The organism is Streptomyces sp. NBC_00239, from assembly GCF_036194065.1.
In the GTDB taxonomy this organism is placed as follows: domain Bacteria; phylum Actinomycetota; class Actinomycetes; order Streptomycetales; family Streptomycetaceae; genus Streptomyces.
This window is the reverse complement of the sequence record NZ_CP108095.1, coordinates 7,260,596-7,276,580: the sequence shown is the minus strand read 5'-3', so window position 1 is coordinate 7,276,580 and position 15,985 is coordinate 7,260,596. Positions and strand designations below refer to the sequence as shown.

At 75.4% G+C, this 15,985-nt stretch carries 11 protein-coding genes and 1 pseudogene; 7 read left to right on the top strand and 5 right to left on the bottom strand.

The features are described from left to right. Nucleotides 1-494: 494 nt before the first annotated feature. Nucleotides 495-1,802 (bottom strand): annotated as a pseudogene (locus OG764_RS32335) (DUF6777 domain-containing protein); the annotation flags it as partial. Nucleotides 1,803-1,972: 170 nt separating this feature from the next. Here OG764_RS32335 and OG764_RS32330 point away from each other — a divergent pair. Continuing rightward, nucleotides 1,973-3,253, top strand: coding sequence for a streptophobe family protein (locus OG764_RS32330; protein WP_328971874.1), 1,281 nt, complete (start codon nt 1,973-1,975; stop codon nt 3,251-3,253). Between the two features lie 71 nt (nt 3,254-3,324). On the opposite strand, the gene OG764_RS32325 is transcribed toward OG764_RS32330, so the two are convergent. From OG764_RS32325 to OG764_RS32315, 3 genes are read right to left on the bottom strand one after another with little or no spacing between them, the layout of a single operon-like run. Then, nucleotides 3,325-4,338: a serine/threonine-protein kinase gene (locus tag OG764_RS32325; RefSeq protein ID WP_328971873.1), complete on the bottom strand. Its 1,014-nt coding sequence runs from the start codon at nt 4,336-4,338 to the stop codon at nt 3,325-3,327. Then, nucleotides 4,338-5,171, bottom strand: a complete 834-nt coding sequence (locus OG764_RS32320; protein ID WP_328971872.1) for a hypothetical protein — start codon at nt 5,169-5,171, stop codon at nt 4,338-4,340. Before OG764_RS32320 ends, OG764_RS32325 begins: the two co-directional genes overlap by 1 nt. A gap of 5 nt (nt 5,172-5,176) precedes the next feature. Beyond that, nucleotides 5,177-7,555, bottom strand: coding sequence for an ABC transporter ATP-binding protein/permease (locus OG764_RS32315; RefSeq protein WP_328971871.1), 2,379 nt, complete (start codon nt 7,553-7,555; stop codon nt 5,177-5,179). A gap of 162 nt (nt 7,556-7,717) precedes the next feature. Between OG764_RS32315 and OG764_RS32310 the strand changes: the two genes are divergently transcribed. The 4 genes from OG764_RS32310 to OG764_RS32295 all read left to right on the top strand — a co-directional run bounded on the left by OG764_RS32310 (nt 7,718) and on the right by OG764_RS32295 (nt 11,961). Further along, a complete protein-coding gene (locus tag OG764_RS32310; RefSeq protein WP_328971870.1) occupies nt 7,718-8,809 on the top strand; it encodes a cation diffusion facilitator family transporter in 1,092 nt (363 codons plus the stop codon). A gap of 114 nt (nt 8,810-8,923) precedes the next feature. Continuing rightward, complete coding sequence (locus OG764_RS32305; protein ID WP_328971869.1) at nt 8,924-9,394, top strand: NUDIX domain-containing protein; 471 nt, start codon at nt 8,924-8,926, stop codon at nt 9,392-9,394. A 147-nt stretch (nt 9,395-9,541) separates the two neighbouring features. Continuing rightward, entirely contained in the window at nt 9,542-11,197 is a 1,656-nt protein-coding gene (locus OG764_RS32300; RefSeq protein ID WP_328971868.1) for a serine/threonine-protein kinase, read from the top strand. Beyond that, entirely contained in the window at nt 11,194-11,961 is a 768-nt protein-coding gene (locus OG764_RS32295) for a hypothetical protein (protein ID WP_328971867.1), read from the top strand. The genes OG764_RS32300 and OG764_RS32295 overlap by 4 nt, the downstream gene beginning before the upstream one ends. A gap of 46 nt (nt 11,962-12,007) precedes the next feature. Here the strand turns inward: OG764_RS32295 and OG764_RS32290 are convergent, their stop codons facing one another. Continuing rightward, a complete protein-coding gene (locus OG764_RS32290) occupies nt 12,008-13,297 on the bottom strand; it encodes an ATP-binding protein (RefSeq protein WP_328971866.1) in 1,290 nt (429 codons plus the stop codon). A gap of 232 nt (nt 13,298-13,529) precedes the next feature. On the opposite strand from OG764_RS32290, the gene OG764_RS32285 reads away from it, so the two are divergent. After that, nucleotides 13,530-15,158, top strand: a complete 1,629-nt coding sequence (locus OG764_RS32285) for a glycosyltransferase family 39 protein (protein ID WP_328971865.1) — start codon at nt 13,530-13,532, stop codon at nt 15,156-15,158. A gap of 52 nt (nt 15,159-15,210) precedes the next feature. Further along, complete coding sequence (locus tag OG764_RS32280) at nt 15,211-15,984, top strand: trypsin-like serine peptidase (RefSeq protein ID WP_328971864.1); 774 nt, start codon at nt 15,211-15,213, stop codon at nt 15,982-15,984. Nucleotide 15,985: the final 1 nt, after the last annotated feature.

Here is a 15,985-nt window from a genome sequence, read left to right as displayed (position 1 = left end):
GGATCTTTCCCGGTGGACGCGCGTAGCGGGACGTAAGTGACGTCCGTTGCAGTACGGGCGAGCGCCCCATTTCAACGCGCGTAGCTACCGGGCCGGCCGCCGACCCGGGACCCGACGCCTGGTCAGCACGCCACCGCGCACCGGTACCTGGGGTACCGGTGCGCGGTGGCGCTGCGGGGCGGGCGGGCGGGCGGTCAGTCGCCGTAGCCCGGGAGCGGGGAGGAAGGCGGCGGGGAGGAGGGCGGCGGGGCCGCCGGAGAGGACGTGGTCAGGGAGGTGAGGGGCTGCGGGGCCGGCTCTTCCTGGGAGGTGGCCGGTGCGGCCTGGCTCTCCGGCGAGACGTCGGCGGGCGACGGGGGCGTGGCCGGTTCGGAGGCGGGCGAGGCGGCGGACGGCGGGCCGCTGGGCGGGTAGACGACGGGCGGGCACGGAGTCGGCGGGCTGACACCGGGCGCGGGCGGCGGGGTCACGATGACCGTCCCGGACAGCACCGGGCAGGGGGTTCCCAGGGGCGCCACGGAGCCGGCGATCCGCGCGGGCGACGACGAGCTGCCGGAGTCGGACGGGGTCACCTCGTCCGATGCCGGTGACGATGACGACGCGGAGTCGGAAGAGGAACCGGAATCCGAGGGGGTCCCGGTGTCGGAGGAGTACGACTCCTCGTCCGAAGGCGTACCCGAGTCGGACGGCGTGCCCGAGTCCGAAGGCGTACCCGAGTCGGACGGCGTGATCTCGGACGGTGTCACCGGCGGACTCACCGGCGGGGTCACCGGTACCCAGGGGGACGGGTCCGGCGGCGGCGGTACGGGCTTGTCGGGGCGGTCGTGGTGGCCGCGGGGCCGCTCGTACCAGCGGCGGTCCTCGTGGTCGTAGATCACGAACTTGTTGATGACCGTCACCGACGGCGCGATCACCACCACGTTCGCCTGCCGGTACGTGGGCCAGGCCCGGCCGTGCCGCACCGGGTCGGCCGGGAGCGCCACCGGCGGTCCGAGGGGGTTCCCGCAGGCGCACCGCACCCGCGGCACGCCGTGGCTGTCGACGAGCACGGCCGTGCCGGCCTGGAGCACCGCCTGGTAGCTGGTCGGACGGCCGTCCCGGTAGCCGTGGTTGGTGACCCGGGTGTCCGACCGCAGCTGCACGGCGGTGAGGGAGCGCAGGTAGCCGGGGACGGTGGACGGCTGGATGCCGAGGGCGGAGGCGAAGGCGCCGTTCTTCGCGGGCTGCGCGGTCAGCACCTTGACCTGCTTCTCCACGTCACAGCTCGCGACGTTCTTGGTGCCCCCGTAGAGGCCGGGGGCCGAGCCGGGCACGCTGTGCGTCACGGTCTGCCCGCCGGGCGGCGGCGGGGTCGCGGGCGGTGGCGGGGACTGCGGCTGCCGCGTCGCGGGGGCCGGGGTGGTCGCGGTGGACTCCGTGTACGGGTCCGGCCCCTCCGCCGACGCGGCCTGCAGGAACACCTCGCCACCACTCTTGGGGGCATTGCCTGGCCGGGTCAGGACGACCGTCAGCACCACCGCCGCGACGAGCGCGAGCGCGGCCGTGGCGATCCTCGGAACGGACCGCCACCACGGCTTGCCGCCGCCTCCCGCGCCTCCGTCCTGACCACCGCCAGCCCCTGCGGAACCGCCGCCGGAACCACCTCCGGGCGGCTCCGGCGGCACACCGGGCGGCGGCGCCGACGGGCCCTGTTCCTGCCCGGACGAGCCGGACAGCGGGCCCGACGGGGGGCCCGTGGGGCGGCCGGACGGGGGACCTGTGGGGCGGCCGTTCGGCGGCCGGCCGGAGGGCTGTGTGGTCACGGGCGGCTTCTTCCCAGGCGGAGGACTCCGGCCCCCAGCGGGAGGAACCGGACTTGCGACACTCCTGCCGACCATTGTGTGCGCCATCCGGGTGGCGCCCGCAACCCGGCGGCCGCCCGCCCCCGGCCGTCCGCCGCGCGGGCCGTGCGCGGCCTGCTTACGGTGTCAGGGTGAGCCCAACGGCAGGAAAGGCAGCAGCGGCCCGGACCCCCTCGGCGGCGGCGGGCTGGCGGGACGCGCTGATCGCGGCGCTCGCCGGATTCGCGGCGATGACGGCCGTGGCCGCGGCAGGACTGGGCGCCGCGGGCGCCGGATCGCTGCCCGGCGGCGCGTTCCCCCACGTACTGGCGGCCGTGGTCGTGATGGCCGCGGGCGGCTCCGTCGAGGTGTCCGGCGGCGCCGGGTTCCTCGCCGGGGCCGACGCCGGGATCTCGGTGCTCCCGCTGTCGGTCAGCCTGGCCGGCGCGCTCACCGCCGGCTACTGCTGGCTGCGCCCGATGCGCCACCGGGCCGTCATCGGCGAGGGCGAACTCCTCGCCCGGGCCGGACAGTTGGTCCTGTTGTGGCTGGCCCTGCTGACCTGCTTCGCACTCTTCGCCCGGCACACCTTCGGGATCAGCGTGGGCGACAACCCGCTCGGCGAACTCGGCGAGCTGCTGGACGCCTCGCCCACCGTGGGCTTCCGGGCGGAGCTGCCCGCGACGCTCGGTTTCGGCCTGCTCTGGATCCTGGGCCTGGTCGTGCTCGCCCTGCTCGTGTCCCGGCGGACCCCGCTCCCCGCCCGCCTGGTCCGCTTCCACGCCGCCGTCCGACCCGCCGCGTCCGCGACCGTGCTGCTGCTCCTCGCGTACGTCGTGCTCGGCGTCGGCGTCGGCGTCGTGGTCGCCGCCACCCGCGGCCACCCGTCGGAGACCTTCGCCGTGGTGCTGCTGGGCCTGCCCAACCTGGTGTGGCCCGCCCTCACGCTGGGGCTCGGCGGATCGTGGGAGGGCAAGGTCGAGGGGCCGTTCGGGCTTCCGATGCCCCAGCTCCTGGACGAGGTCCTGCGGACCCCCGACCTGTCCCGCATCGACGTCGGATCGCTCGCCGAGCACGACGGCCGCGCCTGGTGGCTGGTCGTGGTGGCCGCCGTGCTGGTGCTCGGCGCCGGCTTCGTCGCCGCCATGCGCTCCCCCGGCGCGATGAAGCCCTGGCAGCACGCCCTGCACCTGGCGGTCGCGCTCGCCCTGGCCGTCCTGGCGATCTGTCTCCTCGGCGACGTACAGGCCCGGTACGGGCTGTCCCTGCTGGGCATCGGCGAGGTCGACGGGCTCGGCGGGCAGGTGGAGCTGCGGCCGGTGCTGTGGCGGACGGTGGGCCTCGGCCTGCTCTGGGGCGCGGTCGCCGGATTCCTCGGTGGACTGCTCGCCGGCCGCGTCCGGCGCGGCGCGGCAGCCGACCGGGCCCGCTGACCACGGCCCTCACGGCTTCACCGGGAAGCGGAACCGGGACCGGGACCCGTGAAGGCACCGCCGGCGGCGGCTCAGCGACGGCGGCCGGCCCGGAAGACGGGCAGCGCCCAGCCGGGCGGTGGGGGCGGCGGCCCCGCGGGGACCGGCACCGGCTCCGTGCGGGGCCGTCCGGGTTCCGGGTCCGGGGGCGGCAGCGGCTTTACGGGTGCCCCGCGCGCGGCCCGACGCAGCGCGCCGGTGAACTGGAGGCAGGTGTCGTAGCGGTCGCCGGGCGCCTTGGCCAGGGCTTTGGCCAGGACGTCGTCCAAGGCGAGCGGCAGCCCGGGGCGCAGCGAGGACAGCGGTGGCGGCGGGTCGTTCTTCTGGGCGAGCAGCACGGACACGTCGTTGGTGCGGCGGAAGGGCGGCGCCCCGGTGAGGGCGGCGTGCACGACGCAGGCGAGGCTGTAGAGGTCGCACCGGCCGTCGACGGCGATGCCCTCGACCTGCTCGGGGGCCATGTAGTCGACGGTGCCGACGATGTCGCCGAAGCTGGTGACCCCGCTCAGCGACAGGGACTTCTTCGTCAGGCCGAAGTCGGCGAGGTACACGTGCTCCGGGTGGTCCTCGTCGACGCCGGCCGCCACCAGGATGTTGGCGGGTTTCACGTCCCGGTGGACGAGGTCGTGGTCGTGGGCCGCGTCGAGCGCCGAGGCCACCTGAGTGGCGATCCGCACGGCCGCCTCGGCGTCCAGCGGCCCGCCGCGGTCCAGGACGGTCTGGAGGTCGTGTCCGTTCACGTAGCGCATGGCGATGAAGAGCAGCCCGTCGGCCTCGTCGGCCTCGAACACGGGCACGATGTGCGGGTGGTCGATCGCGGCGGCGGCCCGGGACTCGTGCATGAACCGCTGCCGGAAGGAGTCGTTGCGTGCCAGTTCGGGCGCCAGCACCTTCAGCGCGACCCGGCGGCCCAGCCGCACGTCGCGGGCGAGGTAGACCACGGCCATGCCGCCACGGCCGAGCTCGCTCTCCACGCGGTAGCCGGCGACCTGCCGCCCGGTCAGGTCGTAGGGCAGACCGCTGTCGCCGTACCGGGTCCCGGCCATCACCGCTCACCGGAGCCGGAGCCGGAGCCGGAGCCGGAACCGGAACCGGAACCGGAACTTGATCCCGGGCCCGGGCCCGACCCGGTGTCCGGCGGGGCGACCACCCGGGTCGGCGCGTGGCCGCCCGTACCGGCGCCGGGCTCGTACGGCGGCGGTTCGGGCCGCCCGGGGAGCCGAGGCGGCTCGGGCGGTACGTCGAACTGCACGGCGACCGGGTCCGTCCCGTCGGCCACCCCTCCGGCAGCCACCCCGTCCGCGGCGTCCGCCCCGTCCGCCGCGTTCCCCGGGGCCGTCCCCACCGTGTGCTGCGCCCCGGGCGGGGCGGCGGAGCCGCGGGCGCCCGGGCCGGACACCGCCGCGTACGTGGTGAGCCGGGTGCCGTCCCCGTACATCCAGCGGCCGGCCTCCTCGTCGTAGAGCCAGACCGACTCCCCGTCGACGACGATCCCGGCGCGCAGTCCGGCGGTGGCGCCGCGGAAGCCCGCGGCGTCGGTGCGGCCCCGGGCCAGGTCCTCTGCGGCGCCCCGGTAGCGTTCCAGGATCTCGGCGGAGCGGGCGAGGAGGGGGGCCGGGTCCTCGGTGCGGGTGAGCGGGCGGCCGGTCGTCGGGGGCGGGCCGGGCACGGACACCAGCAGCCGCCCGTCCACCCACGCCGACCAGCCGTTCGCGCACAGGACCTCGCCCCAGGCGCCGCGCCGTTCCAGCAGTTGCACGGGCAGGAACGGGTCGAGGGGCTCGGTGGGCCGGGACACGTCGGGGGCCTCCCAGGCGGGCATGCCCTCCTGGGGCACCACGTGGGTGGGGCGGAACTCCGGGCCGGGGGCGCTGGTCACGGGGCCTACTTCCGCATGATGGCGGGTTCGTGGCGGCGCAGCAGCCGCGCCACGGCCAGGGCGAACACCAGGGAGAGGACGACGAGCATGCCCATGTCGAGCAGCCAGACGGCGGCGCTGTGTTCGAACAGCGGGTCCGATGTGATCTTGCCGGGGACGATGTCGGCGAGGCCGATGGTGGCGGCCATGGCGCCGAGCGCCCAGCGGGAGGGGACCAGCCAGGACAGCTGCCCGATCACCGCGACGCCGTCCAGCTGGAGCAGGGCGCCGCAGAAGACCACCTGCACGATGGCCAGCAGCACCAGCAGCGGCATGGTGACCTCTTCCTTGCGGACGAGTGCGGACACCAGCAGGCCGAGCATCATCGCGGTGAAGGAGAGCAGGGCCACGGCGAGGGTGATCTCGACGAGCGGCGGCAGCAGGACTCCCTCCCCGCCGGGGGCGCCCAGGTCCACCCCGGCGAGGCCGACGAGGGTGAGGACGACGGCCTGGACCACGGTGACGGCGCCCAGCACGACCACCTTCGACATCAGGTAGGCCGAGCGGGACAGGCCGACGGCTCTCTCGCGCTGGTAGATGACCCGTTCCTTGACGAGTTCGCGCACCGCGTTGGCGGCGCCGGTGAGCACACCGCCGACGCACAGGATGAGCAGGGCGTTCATGGCGGTCTCGGCGGTGAGCCGGCTGCCGGCGAGGGCCCGGGCCATGGCGCCCATGACGAACGGCAGGGCGATCATGATGGCGAGGAAGGTGCGGTCGGCGGACAGCGCGGCGGCGTACCGCCGGACCAGGGTGCGCAGCTGGGCTCCCCAGCTCTGCGGTTTGGGCGGCGGGGCGACGGCCCGGGCCGGCAGGTCGCCGTCGCCGGTCCAGGGCCGGGAGGTGGCGTCGGCGACGTACCGGCGGTGGAAGGACGAGGTGCGGTACTCCCCCGCCCAGTCGCGGCCCTTCGCCGTCTCGAACGCCTCGAAGGCCTCCGGCCACTGCTCGAACCCGAAGAAGTCCAGGGTGTCGCCGGGCGGCCCGTAGTAGGCGATCCGGCCGCCGGGGGCCAGCACCAGGAGCCGGTCGCAGACGTCGAGGGAGAGCACGCTGTGCGTGACGACGATGACGGTGCGGCCGTCGTCGGCGAGGCGGCGCAGCATGTGCATGACGGAGCGGTCCATGCCGGGGTCGAGGCCCGAGGTCGGCTCGTCGAGGAAGAGCAGTGACGGCTTGGTGAGGAGTTCGAGGGCGACGGAGACGCGCTTGCGCTGGCCGCCGGAGAGGCTGTGGATGGGCTGGCCGGCCCGCTCCTGGAGGCCGAGTTCGCGGATCACCTCGTCGACGCGCGCTTCGCGTTCGGCCTTGGCGGTGTCCTGCGGGAAGCGGAGTTCGGCCGCGTACGCGAGGGCCCGGCGGACGGTGAGCTGCGCGTGCAGGATGTCGTCCTGCGGTACGAGGCCGATGCGGCTGCGGAGTTCGGCGTAGTCGCGGTAGAGGTCGCGGCCGTCGTACAGGACGGTGCCGCCGTCGGCGGGGCGCAATCCGGTGAGGGCGCCGAGCAGGGTGGACTTCCCGGCCCCGCTGGGGCCCACGACGCCGAGCAGGCACTTCTCGCCGACGGGGAAGGACACGTGGTCGAGGAGGACCTTGCGGCCGCGGTCGACGGCGACGGCGAGGTCCCGCACGTCGAGGGAGACGGTGCCGGTGTCGACGTACTCCTGGAGGTGGTCGCCGACGAGGCAGAACGCGCTGTGGCCGATGCCGACGATGTCGCCCTCGTGGACGCGGGCCCGGCCGACGGGGGCGCCGTTGAGGAAGGTGCCGTTGTGGCTGCCGAGGTCGACGATCTCGTATGTGCCGTCGGGGTGGGCGCGGAGTTCGGCGTGCCGGCGGGAGACCACCAGGTCGTCGACGACGAGGTCGTTGTCGGGGGCGCGGCCGATCCGGAAGGGGGCCTGGGCGGGCAGCGCGCGGACCGACGTCGGCTGCCGGAAGGTGCCGGTGAGGGCGGGGCTGTGGACGCCGGAGGGGCGTGAGGTGCGGAAACCCGGGGCGGCGGGGGCGGGGGCGGGCGGGTCGCGGCCGAGGAGGACGGCGCGTGGTCCGTCGGCGACGCTGCCGAAGCGGATCTCGGTGCCGGGGCCGACACCCCACTCGTGGATGCGGCGGCCGTCGGCGTAGGTGCCGTTGGTGCTGTCCTCGTCGGCGAGGGTCCAGTGGTCGCCGTCGGGGCGCAGCACGGCGTGGTGCCACGAGACCCGGGCGTCGTCGAGGAAGACCTCGCTCATCGGGTCCCGTCCGACGTGGTAGACCCGGCCCGGGCTGATCACCGTGGTGGTGCCCGCATCGGTCTCGAGGACGAGCTCGGGCGCGGCTCGCGCGCCGGTCGACTGGGCCATGAGCAGATTTTCCCACGATCCTTCCGGCCGGGCATAACCGCAGGTCAGAGCGGCCTTAATCGTAATGACAACGGTCACCGGTGCAGCCTTTGCCGATCCCGCCGGGGTGCGCTTCACTTCACGCGTCGGACGGATCGCATCGAACGCACATCGGGGGACCTCATGGGCGCACACGGGCACGCACACGGCGACGACGGGCATCCGCACGGCCCGGACAGGGCCGGCGGCTCCGCCCACGACGCGCACTCCGCCGCCGGACACGCGCACGAACACGGGCACGGGCACGGGCACGGCGGCCATTCGCACGGTGTCGCCGAGGACGCGGACCGCCGCTGGCTGGGCATGGCGCTGGGCCTGATCGCCGCCTTCATGGCCGTCGAGGTCGTGATCGGCATCGCCGCCCAGTCGCTGGCCCTGCTGTCGGACGCGGCGCACATGCTGACCGACGCGGCCTCGATCGTGCTGGCGCTCATCGCGATGCGGCTGTCGGCGCGGCCCGCGAAGGGCGGTTTCACGTACGGGCTCAAGCGCGCGGAGATACTTTCCGCGCAGGCCAACGGGTTGACGCTGCTGCTGCTCGCGGTGTGGCTGGCGTACGAGGCGGTGCGGCGGCTGCTCGATCCGCCGCAGGTCGAGGGCGGCCTGGTGCTGGTGACGGCGCTGGCCGGCATCGTCGTGAACCTGGTGGCCGCCTGGTGCATCTCGAAGGCCAACCGGACCTCGCTGAACGTCGAGGGCGCCTACCAGCACATCCTCAACGACCTGTTCGCCTTCATCGGGACCGCGGTCGCCGGTCTGATCGTGCTCACCACCGGCTTCGTGCAGGCCGACGCGATCGCCACGCTCGTGGTGGTCGTGCTGATGGTCAAGGCGGGCTACGGGCTGGTCCGCGAGTCGGGCCGGATCTTCCTGGAGGCGGCGCCCGCGCACCTGGACCCGGACGCGGTCGGGGACCGGCTGGTCGGCCACAAGCCGGTGGCGGAGGTCCACGACCTGCACATATGGACGATCACCTCGGGTGAGGCCGCGCTCTCCGCCCACGTGCTGGTGGATCCGGCGGGCGACTGCCACGCGGTGCGCCGCGATCTGGAGCAGCTGCTGCGCGAGACGTACGGGATCGGCCACACCACCTTGCAGGTCGACCACGTGCAGGAGGAGCTGCTGAGCGTCGGCCGGTCCGCGGCGGACCTGTCGGACCCGCACTGCGCGGCCCCGCACGGCCCGGTCCACCGCGAGGGCCCGCACGACCACTAGGGCCCGCACGCCCGCACGACCACCGGGGCCCGCCCGATCGCGTGCGGCGGCGCGACCGTCGGCGGCGCGACCGCGGACGGTGGGGCGGCTGCCGGGCGGGGCATGTATCGGGACATGACACAAAAACGCAGCGCCGGGCTCCTGTTGTACCGCATCGGCCCGGACGGCGGCCCCGAGGTGCTGCTCGGGCACATGGGCGGCCCGTTCTGGGAACACCGCGACGCGGGCGCCTGGTCGATCCCCAAGGGCGAGTACGGGCCGGACGAGGCTCCGCAGGACGCGGCGCGGCGGGAGTTCGAGGAGGAGCTCGGCCTGCCGGCGCCGGGCGGCCCGTACCTGCCGCTGGGCGAGGTACGGCAGACCAACGGGAAGCTGGTGACCGCCTGGGCGGTGGCCGCGGACCTGGACCCGGCCCGCATGCGGCCCGGCACCTTCACGATGGAGTGGCCGCCCGGCTCGGGCCTGACCGGGGAGTTCCCGGAGCTGGACCGGGCCGCCTGGTTCACCCCGGAAGCCGCGCGCGGCGTACTGGTGAAGGCGCAGACGGTGTTCCTGGACCGGCTCGCGGAGCACCTGGCCGGCTGACGGGAGCGCCGGGCCGCCCGGCCGGCCGTCCCCCGTCCGCGGGAACCGGCCGGAGGGTGGGAACCGGCCGTGGCGGGAATCGTGTCTCGTGAGGTGTCGAAGGCACAGCAGGAGCACCGCGGCGGCCGGCCCGCCCAGGGGGGCGAAATGAACGCGTGGACGGTCCCCGGCTACCGGGAGACCAGGGAACTCGGATCCGGCGGCAGCGGACGCGTGGTCCTCGCCGTGCACGAGGCGACGGACACCCCGGTCGCCGTCAAGTACCTGTCCGAACGCCTGCGCCGGGACCCGGACTTCGTCCGCGAGTTCCGCAAGGAGGCGCGGCTGCTCGGCGGTCTCCACTCGCCGTACGTGGTGGGGCTGTACGAGTACGTGGAGGCGCCCGGCGGCGCGGCGATCGTGATGGAACTCGTGGACGGGATCGCCCTGCGCGCCCTGCTCGCCCAGGAGGGCCGCACGGACCCGGAGCCCGCGCTGGTGGTCCTCAAGGGGTCGCTCCTGGGGCTGGCCGCGGCGCACCGGGCCGGTGTCGTGCACCGGGACTACAAACCGGAGAACGTGCTGGTCGCGGCGGACGGTTCGTCGAAGCTGGTCGACTTCGGGATCGCGGCGGGCCGCGGCAGCACCCCGGGCGTGGCCGGCACCCCGGCGTACATGGCCCCCGAGCAGTGGCAGGGCCGGCCCGCGTCCCCCGCGGCGGACGTGTACGCGGCGACGGCCACCTTCTTCGAGTGCCTGACCGGCCGCAAGCCGTACGCCGGGGAGAACTTCGCGGAGCTGGCCCTCCAGCACGTCGAGGCGCCGGTGCCCGAGGACGCGGCGCCCGAGCCGGTCCGCCCGCTGATCCGGCGGGGCCTGGCGAAGAGCCCGCGGGACCGGCCGCAGGACGCCGAAGCCTTCGTGGCCGAGCTGGAGGGGCTGGCCGCGGCCGCGTACGGGCCGGACTGGGAGGAGCGCGGGCAGCGCAAACTCGCCGCGCTGGCCGCGCTGTTGCCGCTGCTGTTCCCGTCCGCGGGCGGTGCGGCCGCCGGCACGACGGCGCTGGCGAGCACCTCGATCGGCGGCGGTGGCGGGCCGGGCGGCTGGTGGCCCGGGCGGGGCGGCTGGCTGGCGGCGGCGATCGCGGCGGTGACCGGCGCGGTGCTGGTCCTCGCGACGCAGGCGGCCGGCGGGGAGCCGGGCGGGCGCTCCGCGGTGAGCGCCTTCGCGACGACCGAGGCCGGCCCGGGAGCCGCCACGAGCGCCCCGCCGACGACGGGCACGCCGTCGGACCCTCCGTCCGCGGCGCCGTCCTGGTCGGCGACGCCCTCCCCCGGCGACAGCGCCGGCACGTCAGGTCCGACGCCGTACCCGACGCTCACGCCCACCCCGACCTCGCACCCGACGACCACGCCGACCTGGTCGTACGAGCCGACGCCGACCGTCACGCCGACGACCTCCGCTCCGACGACCACGCCGCCGGTGACGACCGCCCCGCCGACGCCTTCCGCCCGGGTGCGTTCGGTGGACGTCGGCTCGTTCCGGCAGACCGGCGCGAGCACCGGCGAGGCCACCGTGTCGGTGGCCGCCGAGGGGTCGGGTCCGGTGACGGTGACCCTCGAATGGTTCACCTCCGATACGCCGGAGCAGCTCGGCGCGTCCGACGGCACGGACGAATTCCCTTCCAGAGGCGGGCAGTTCACCGCCTTCCACACGTTCACCGGGACCGGCTGCCACTGGGGCGTGCGGGCCACCACCCGGCCGGCCGCGGGCAACGGCTCCTCCGTCCGGCAGGTCTTCATCAGGCGGTGCACCCTGACATGAGCGACCCACGCATCCCCTTCGCCCAGGACCCGCCACCCGGTCCCGACCGGCGGGCGCACGGCGATCCGTACGCCGCCGACGACGGCGGCGCCGACTACAGCGCGACCGTGCTCGGCAGCCACTGGTTCGACCGGCCGCAGGGCGCGCCCGCGGAGCCCGACACCGTACGGGTGGTGCAGCCGCGGCCCGCCCCGGATGCGGTGCCGGACCGGGTCGAGGGTTCGGTGCTGCGGTTCGGGCCCGGGGTGACGGCGTCGGCGCGCCGCCCGCCGGGCATCGACACCACGGCCGTCTGGCACGGGGCGGGCCCGCCGGCCCCGGCCCCGCCCCGCCCCTCGCGCCGGTCGGGCCTGCGCCGGTACGCGCTGGCCGCCGTGGTCCTGCTCGCGGTGGTCTGCTACCTGGGCTGGCAGCGGTACGGGCCGGCGCTGGAGGTGCGCGGGCTGCGGGTGGAGGCCCCGGCCGGCGGCCCGGCCTGCGACTCGGCGGCCGACATCGTGGCCGTCGTACGGACCAACGGTCGTGCGGGCACGCTCGGTTACCGGTGGGTGCGCAGCGACGGGACCCGGTCCGAGCCGTTGACGGAGCGGATGGCGCAGGGCCGGCGGGAGGCGCGGCTGCACCTGCTGTGGACGTTCCGCGGCCGGGGCGAGTACCGGGCGCGGGCCCGGGTGGAGCTGCTCTCGCCCGCGCACCGGTCGGCGGCGGTCGAGTTCACGTACCGCTGCGGACCTACGGGCACCAGTCGTACGGGGCCGACCTGACAGCGCCCGATCCAGCCTCGGATGCCGTCCGTCGCCCGGCCCCCGCTCAGGCCCGGGCGTGCGCGGTGATGTCCGCCTCGAACTCCCCCAGCATCGCGGGCGTCACCGTCGGCCGGCTGCGGGCGACGGCCGCGAGGTAGTCCTCGGTGCCTGCGCCGAGCGGGGTCTGGGCGGCGGTGCGGACCCCGACCGCCTCCAGGTCGCGTTCGAAGGACACCTGCGCCGCGATCCGGGCCGCGTGCTCGATGTCGGCGGGCGAGAACATCTCGCTCGCCTCGACCAGCGCGGCCACGTCGACGTCGGCGCGGCCCGCCGTGTACCGGGACCAGATCGCCGCCCGCGCTCCGGCGTCCGGGGTCCCGATGGGGATCAGGTAGTCGAAGCGTCCGGGCCGCAGGAACGCCGGGTCGAGCGAGCGGATCGAGTTGGTGGCGCAGACCAGCAGCCGCTCGCCGCCCTCCCGGAAGCCGGGGATCAGCTTGAGCAGCTCGTTGGTCACGCCGTGGATCCCGCCCGGCTGGGCCGGCTCGGTGCGCACCGGGGCGATCTCCTCGACCTCGTCGATGAAGACGAGCACCCGTTCCAGTTCGGCGATCCGGGCGAAGGCGCTGCGCAGCGCGGCGGCGAGGTTGCCCTCGTCGGCCAGCCGGGACGGCAGCAGTTCGACGAACGGCCAGCCGAGCCGGGAGGCGATGGCCCGGGCGAAGGTCGTCTTGCCGGTACCGGGCGGGCCGAACAGGGTGATGGCGCGCGGCGGCCGCACCCCGTGCTGCGCGGCCCGCTCGGGCTCGGCGAGCGGCAGGACCACGCGGCGCTCGATGAGGTCCTTCTCGTGCTCCATGCCGGCCACCTTGGCCCACAGGTCGTTGGGGAGGAAGCGGCCGCCGAGGTCGTCGAGGAGTCCGGCCGCCGGGCCGTGCAGCGGCTCGGTCTTCTCGAAGTAGGCGACGGCGGGCTGGCGGGTGTACCCGGCGTTGAGCAGGCCCTCGCCCAGGAGGTCCTCCTCGGGGAGCACGTACGCGATCTTGCCGACGCGGGCGGCGATGAGGCGCCGTTCCAGTTCGACGAGCAGGGCGCTGGCGAGGCCGCGGCCGCGCCAGCCGGAGTTGATGGCGATCCGCATCACCCAGGCGCGCTCCCCGGCGACGCAGGCGAGGGCCGCGCCGATGGGTACGCCCTGGTGGACGGCGACCACGGCGGGCTGCCGGTCGGTGAGCGCGCTGATGCACTCGCCGAGCGAGAACACCGATTCCTGGCCGAGCTCGGCCGTCGTGTCGATCAGGTGGACCACTGCGGCGAGATCGCTCTCGCGGTAGTCGTGGATCAGCCAGTTCACCGGTGCCGCCCCTCGTTCGTGCTCGCTCCTGGGGCCGAGGCTAGGGGCGCGCGGGGGTGCCGCCGCAGCTCCGTCGTGCACAATGCGCAACCCTTTGGCCATACGTTCCGTCTATAGACGGGGGCGGCCCGGCGGCGGCCCCGACCGGAGGCGGCCCGCCGTTTCCCCTCCCGCTTCCCCGCCGGCCGTGGTCCGTCGGCGTCGCACACCACCCGAAGTCCCGAAAGTCTCCATGCCACCGCTTTCCGCCCCGCCCGCTCCGCCCGCCCCGCCGCGCACGCCGGCCCCCGGCCGGGTCCGGACGCCGAGACGGTCCCGGAGCCGGGCCCGGCTCGCGGCGCTCGCCGTCCCGCTGGTGCCCGCCCTGTTCGCGCTGGTCCTGGGAGTGTGGGGGCTGTCGCGCGGGCACAGCGTGTGGCGGGACGAGGCGGCGACCTGGCAGACGTCGCTGCGGACGGTGCCGCAGATCTGGCACATGCTCGGACAGGTGGACGCCGTGCACGGCCTCTACTACCTGCTGATGCACGGGCTCTTCACGGTGTTCGGCGACGGCACGACCACCCTGCGGCTGCCGTCGGTGCTCGCGGTCGCCGCGGCCGCGGCGTTCGTCGCGCTCACCGGCGCCCGGCTGGGCCGCACCGGGCCGGGGATCCTGCGGTCGTCGGGCCGGTGGGCCGGGATCGGGGCCGGGCTCACCCTGGCGCTGCTGCCGGCCGTGCAGTTCCACGCGCAGGAGGGCCGCCCGTACGCGCTGGTCACCGCCGGCGCCGCGGTGGCGACCTGGCTGCTGGTCCGGGCGCTGGACGGCGCCGGGCCCGGGCGCCGCGGGCTGTGGGTGGCGTACGGCCTGGCCCTGCTGGCCTGCGCCCTGCTCAACTGGTTCTCGCTGCTGGTCCCGGCCGCCCACGCGGTGACCCTGGCCTGGGTGCGCGCCGACCGGGCGCTGCTGCGGCGCTGGGCGGCCGCCACCGCGGCGGCGGTGGCCGGGGCGCTGCCGCTGGTGCTGTTCAGCCGGTCCCAGGCCGGTCAGGTGTCCTGGATACCGGCAACCACCTGGCACACCCTGATCGGGCCCGGTGCGCTGCTGCTGGCGGGCGGCGCGTGCGCGCTGGTGCGCCCGCCGCGGGCCGTGCGGCTGACGGCGGCGTCGGTGGGGCTGCCGTTGCTGGCCGTGCCGCAGTTGGCGCTGATCCTGGCCTCCCTGGTCAAGCCGCTGTACCTGGACCGGTACGTGCTGTTCAGCATGCTCGGGGTGGCGCTGCCGGCCGGGCACGCGATGGCCGCGCTCGTACGGGCCGCCGCCGCGCGGGGCCTGCGGTCGGCCGGCCTGATCGTCCCGGTGACGGCGGGCGTGGCGCTGGTGGCGATGCTGCCGCTGGAGCGGGCCTACCGCGAGCCGGGCAGCCGGGTCGACGACGTGCTGTCGGCGGCCGGCGAGGTGGCGCGGCTGAAGCGTCCCGGCGACGGGGTGGTGTTCGTGCCGGCGGCCCGCCGCGACACGGCCCTGGTCTCACCGCACGCGTTCGCGGGCCTGACGGACCTGGCGCTGGCCGTGGGGCCCGCGGAGTCCGGCACGCTCAAGGGGGTGGAGGCGGATCCGGCCACGATCTGCGCGGCGATGAGGCACCACCTCCGCATCCTGCTCGTGACGGACGCCGGCGCACGGCCGAAGCCGCTCGCGAACGAGCGGGACCGGACCAAGGCCGAGGTGCTGAGGCAGTGGTTCCACCCCGTGGCGGACACGCAGGTACGCGGCCGGCGGGTGACCGTGTACGAGGTGGCCGGCCCGGACCGACGGGATCGGGGCGACCACCGGGCGATTTCCGGCGAACCGTCTCCGGCGCCGAGGATTCATTGCTGATTCACAGGTAATTCCGGGCCCGGGCCATAGCCTCGGACCGCACCCTCGGGGCATGATCCACCGCATGCTGCTCTTCCGACCGGCAGCGCGCGTCCGGACCTCGGCGCGCGTGCTCGTCGCCTCGACCGCCCTGGCCGCGCTCGTCACCTCCACGGGCGAGCCCGCGCTCTCGGCGCCCCTGCCGTTCGGCGTCACCGCCGAGGCGCGGGCGAGCCGGATCACCGACCGGGTGGGGGCCCTGTTCGCGGGCGACCTGGACGGCGGGCACTTCTGCACCGCCTCGGTGGTCCGCAGCGACGACCACAACCTCATCGCCACCGCCGCGCACTGCCTCGACGACGTGACCAACACCGTCTTCGTGCCCGGCTACCGCGACGGCCGGGCCCCGCACGGCGTCTGGCGGCTGACCGGCTCGTACGTGGATCCCGCCTGGCAGAGCGCCGAGGACCCCGACGCGGACATCGCCTTCGCCACGGTCGCCCCGCTCGACGGCCGTGAGGTCCAGGACGCGCTCGGCGGATTCCCACTGCGGGCCGCTCAGCCGGACGACGTGGCCGTGACGGTGGTCGGCTATCCGTCGGCCCGCGAAACCCCGCTGATCTGCGCGAACAGCACGACGAAGTGGAGCAGTACACAGCGCCAGATCGGCTGCCCGGAGCTCAGCGGCGGCACCAGTGGCAGCCCGTGGCTCACCGCGGACGGCGGCCTCGCGGGGGTGCTCGGCGGCTACGAGGGCGGCGGCACCGTCCCGGAGGTCTCGTACAGCGCGGTCCTCGGCGATACGGCCCGGGCGCTGTACCGGCAGGCGGCGGTCTCCGGCGGCTGAG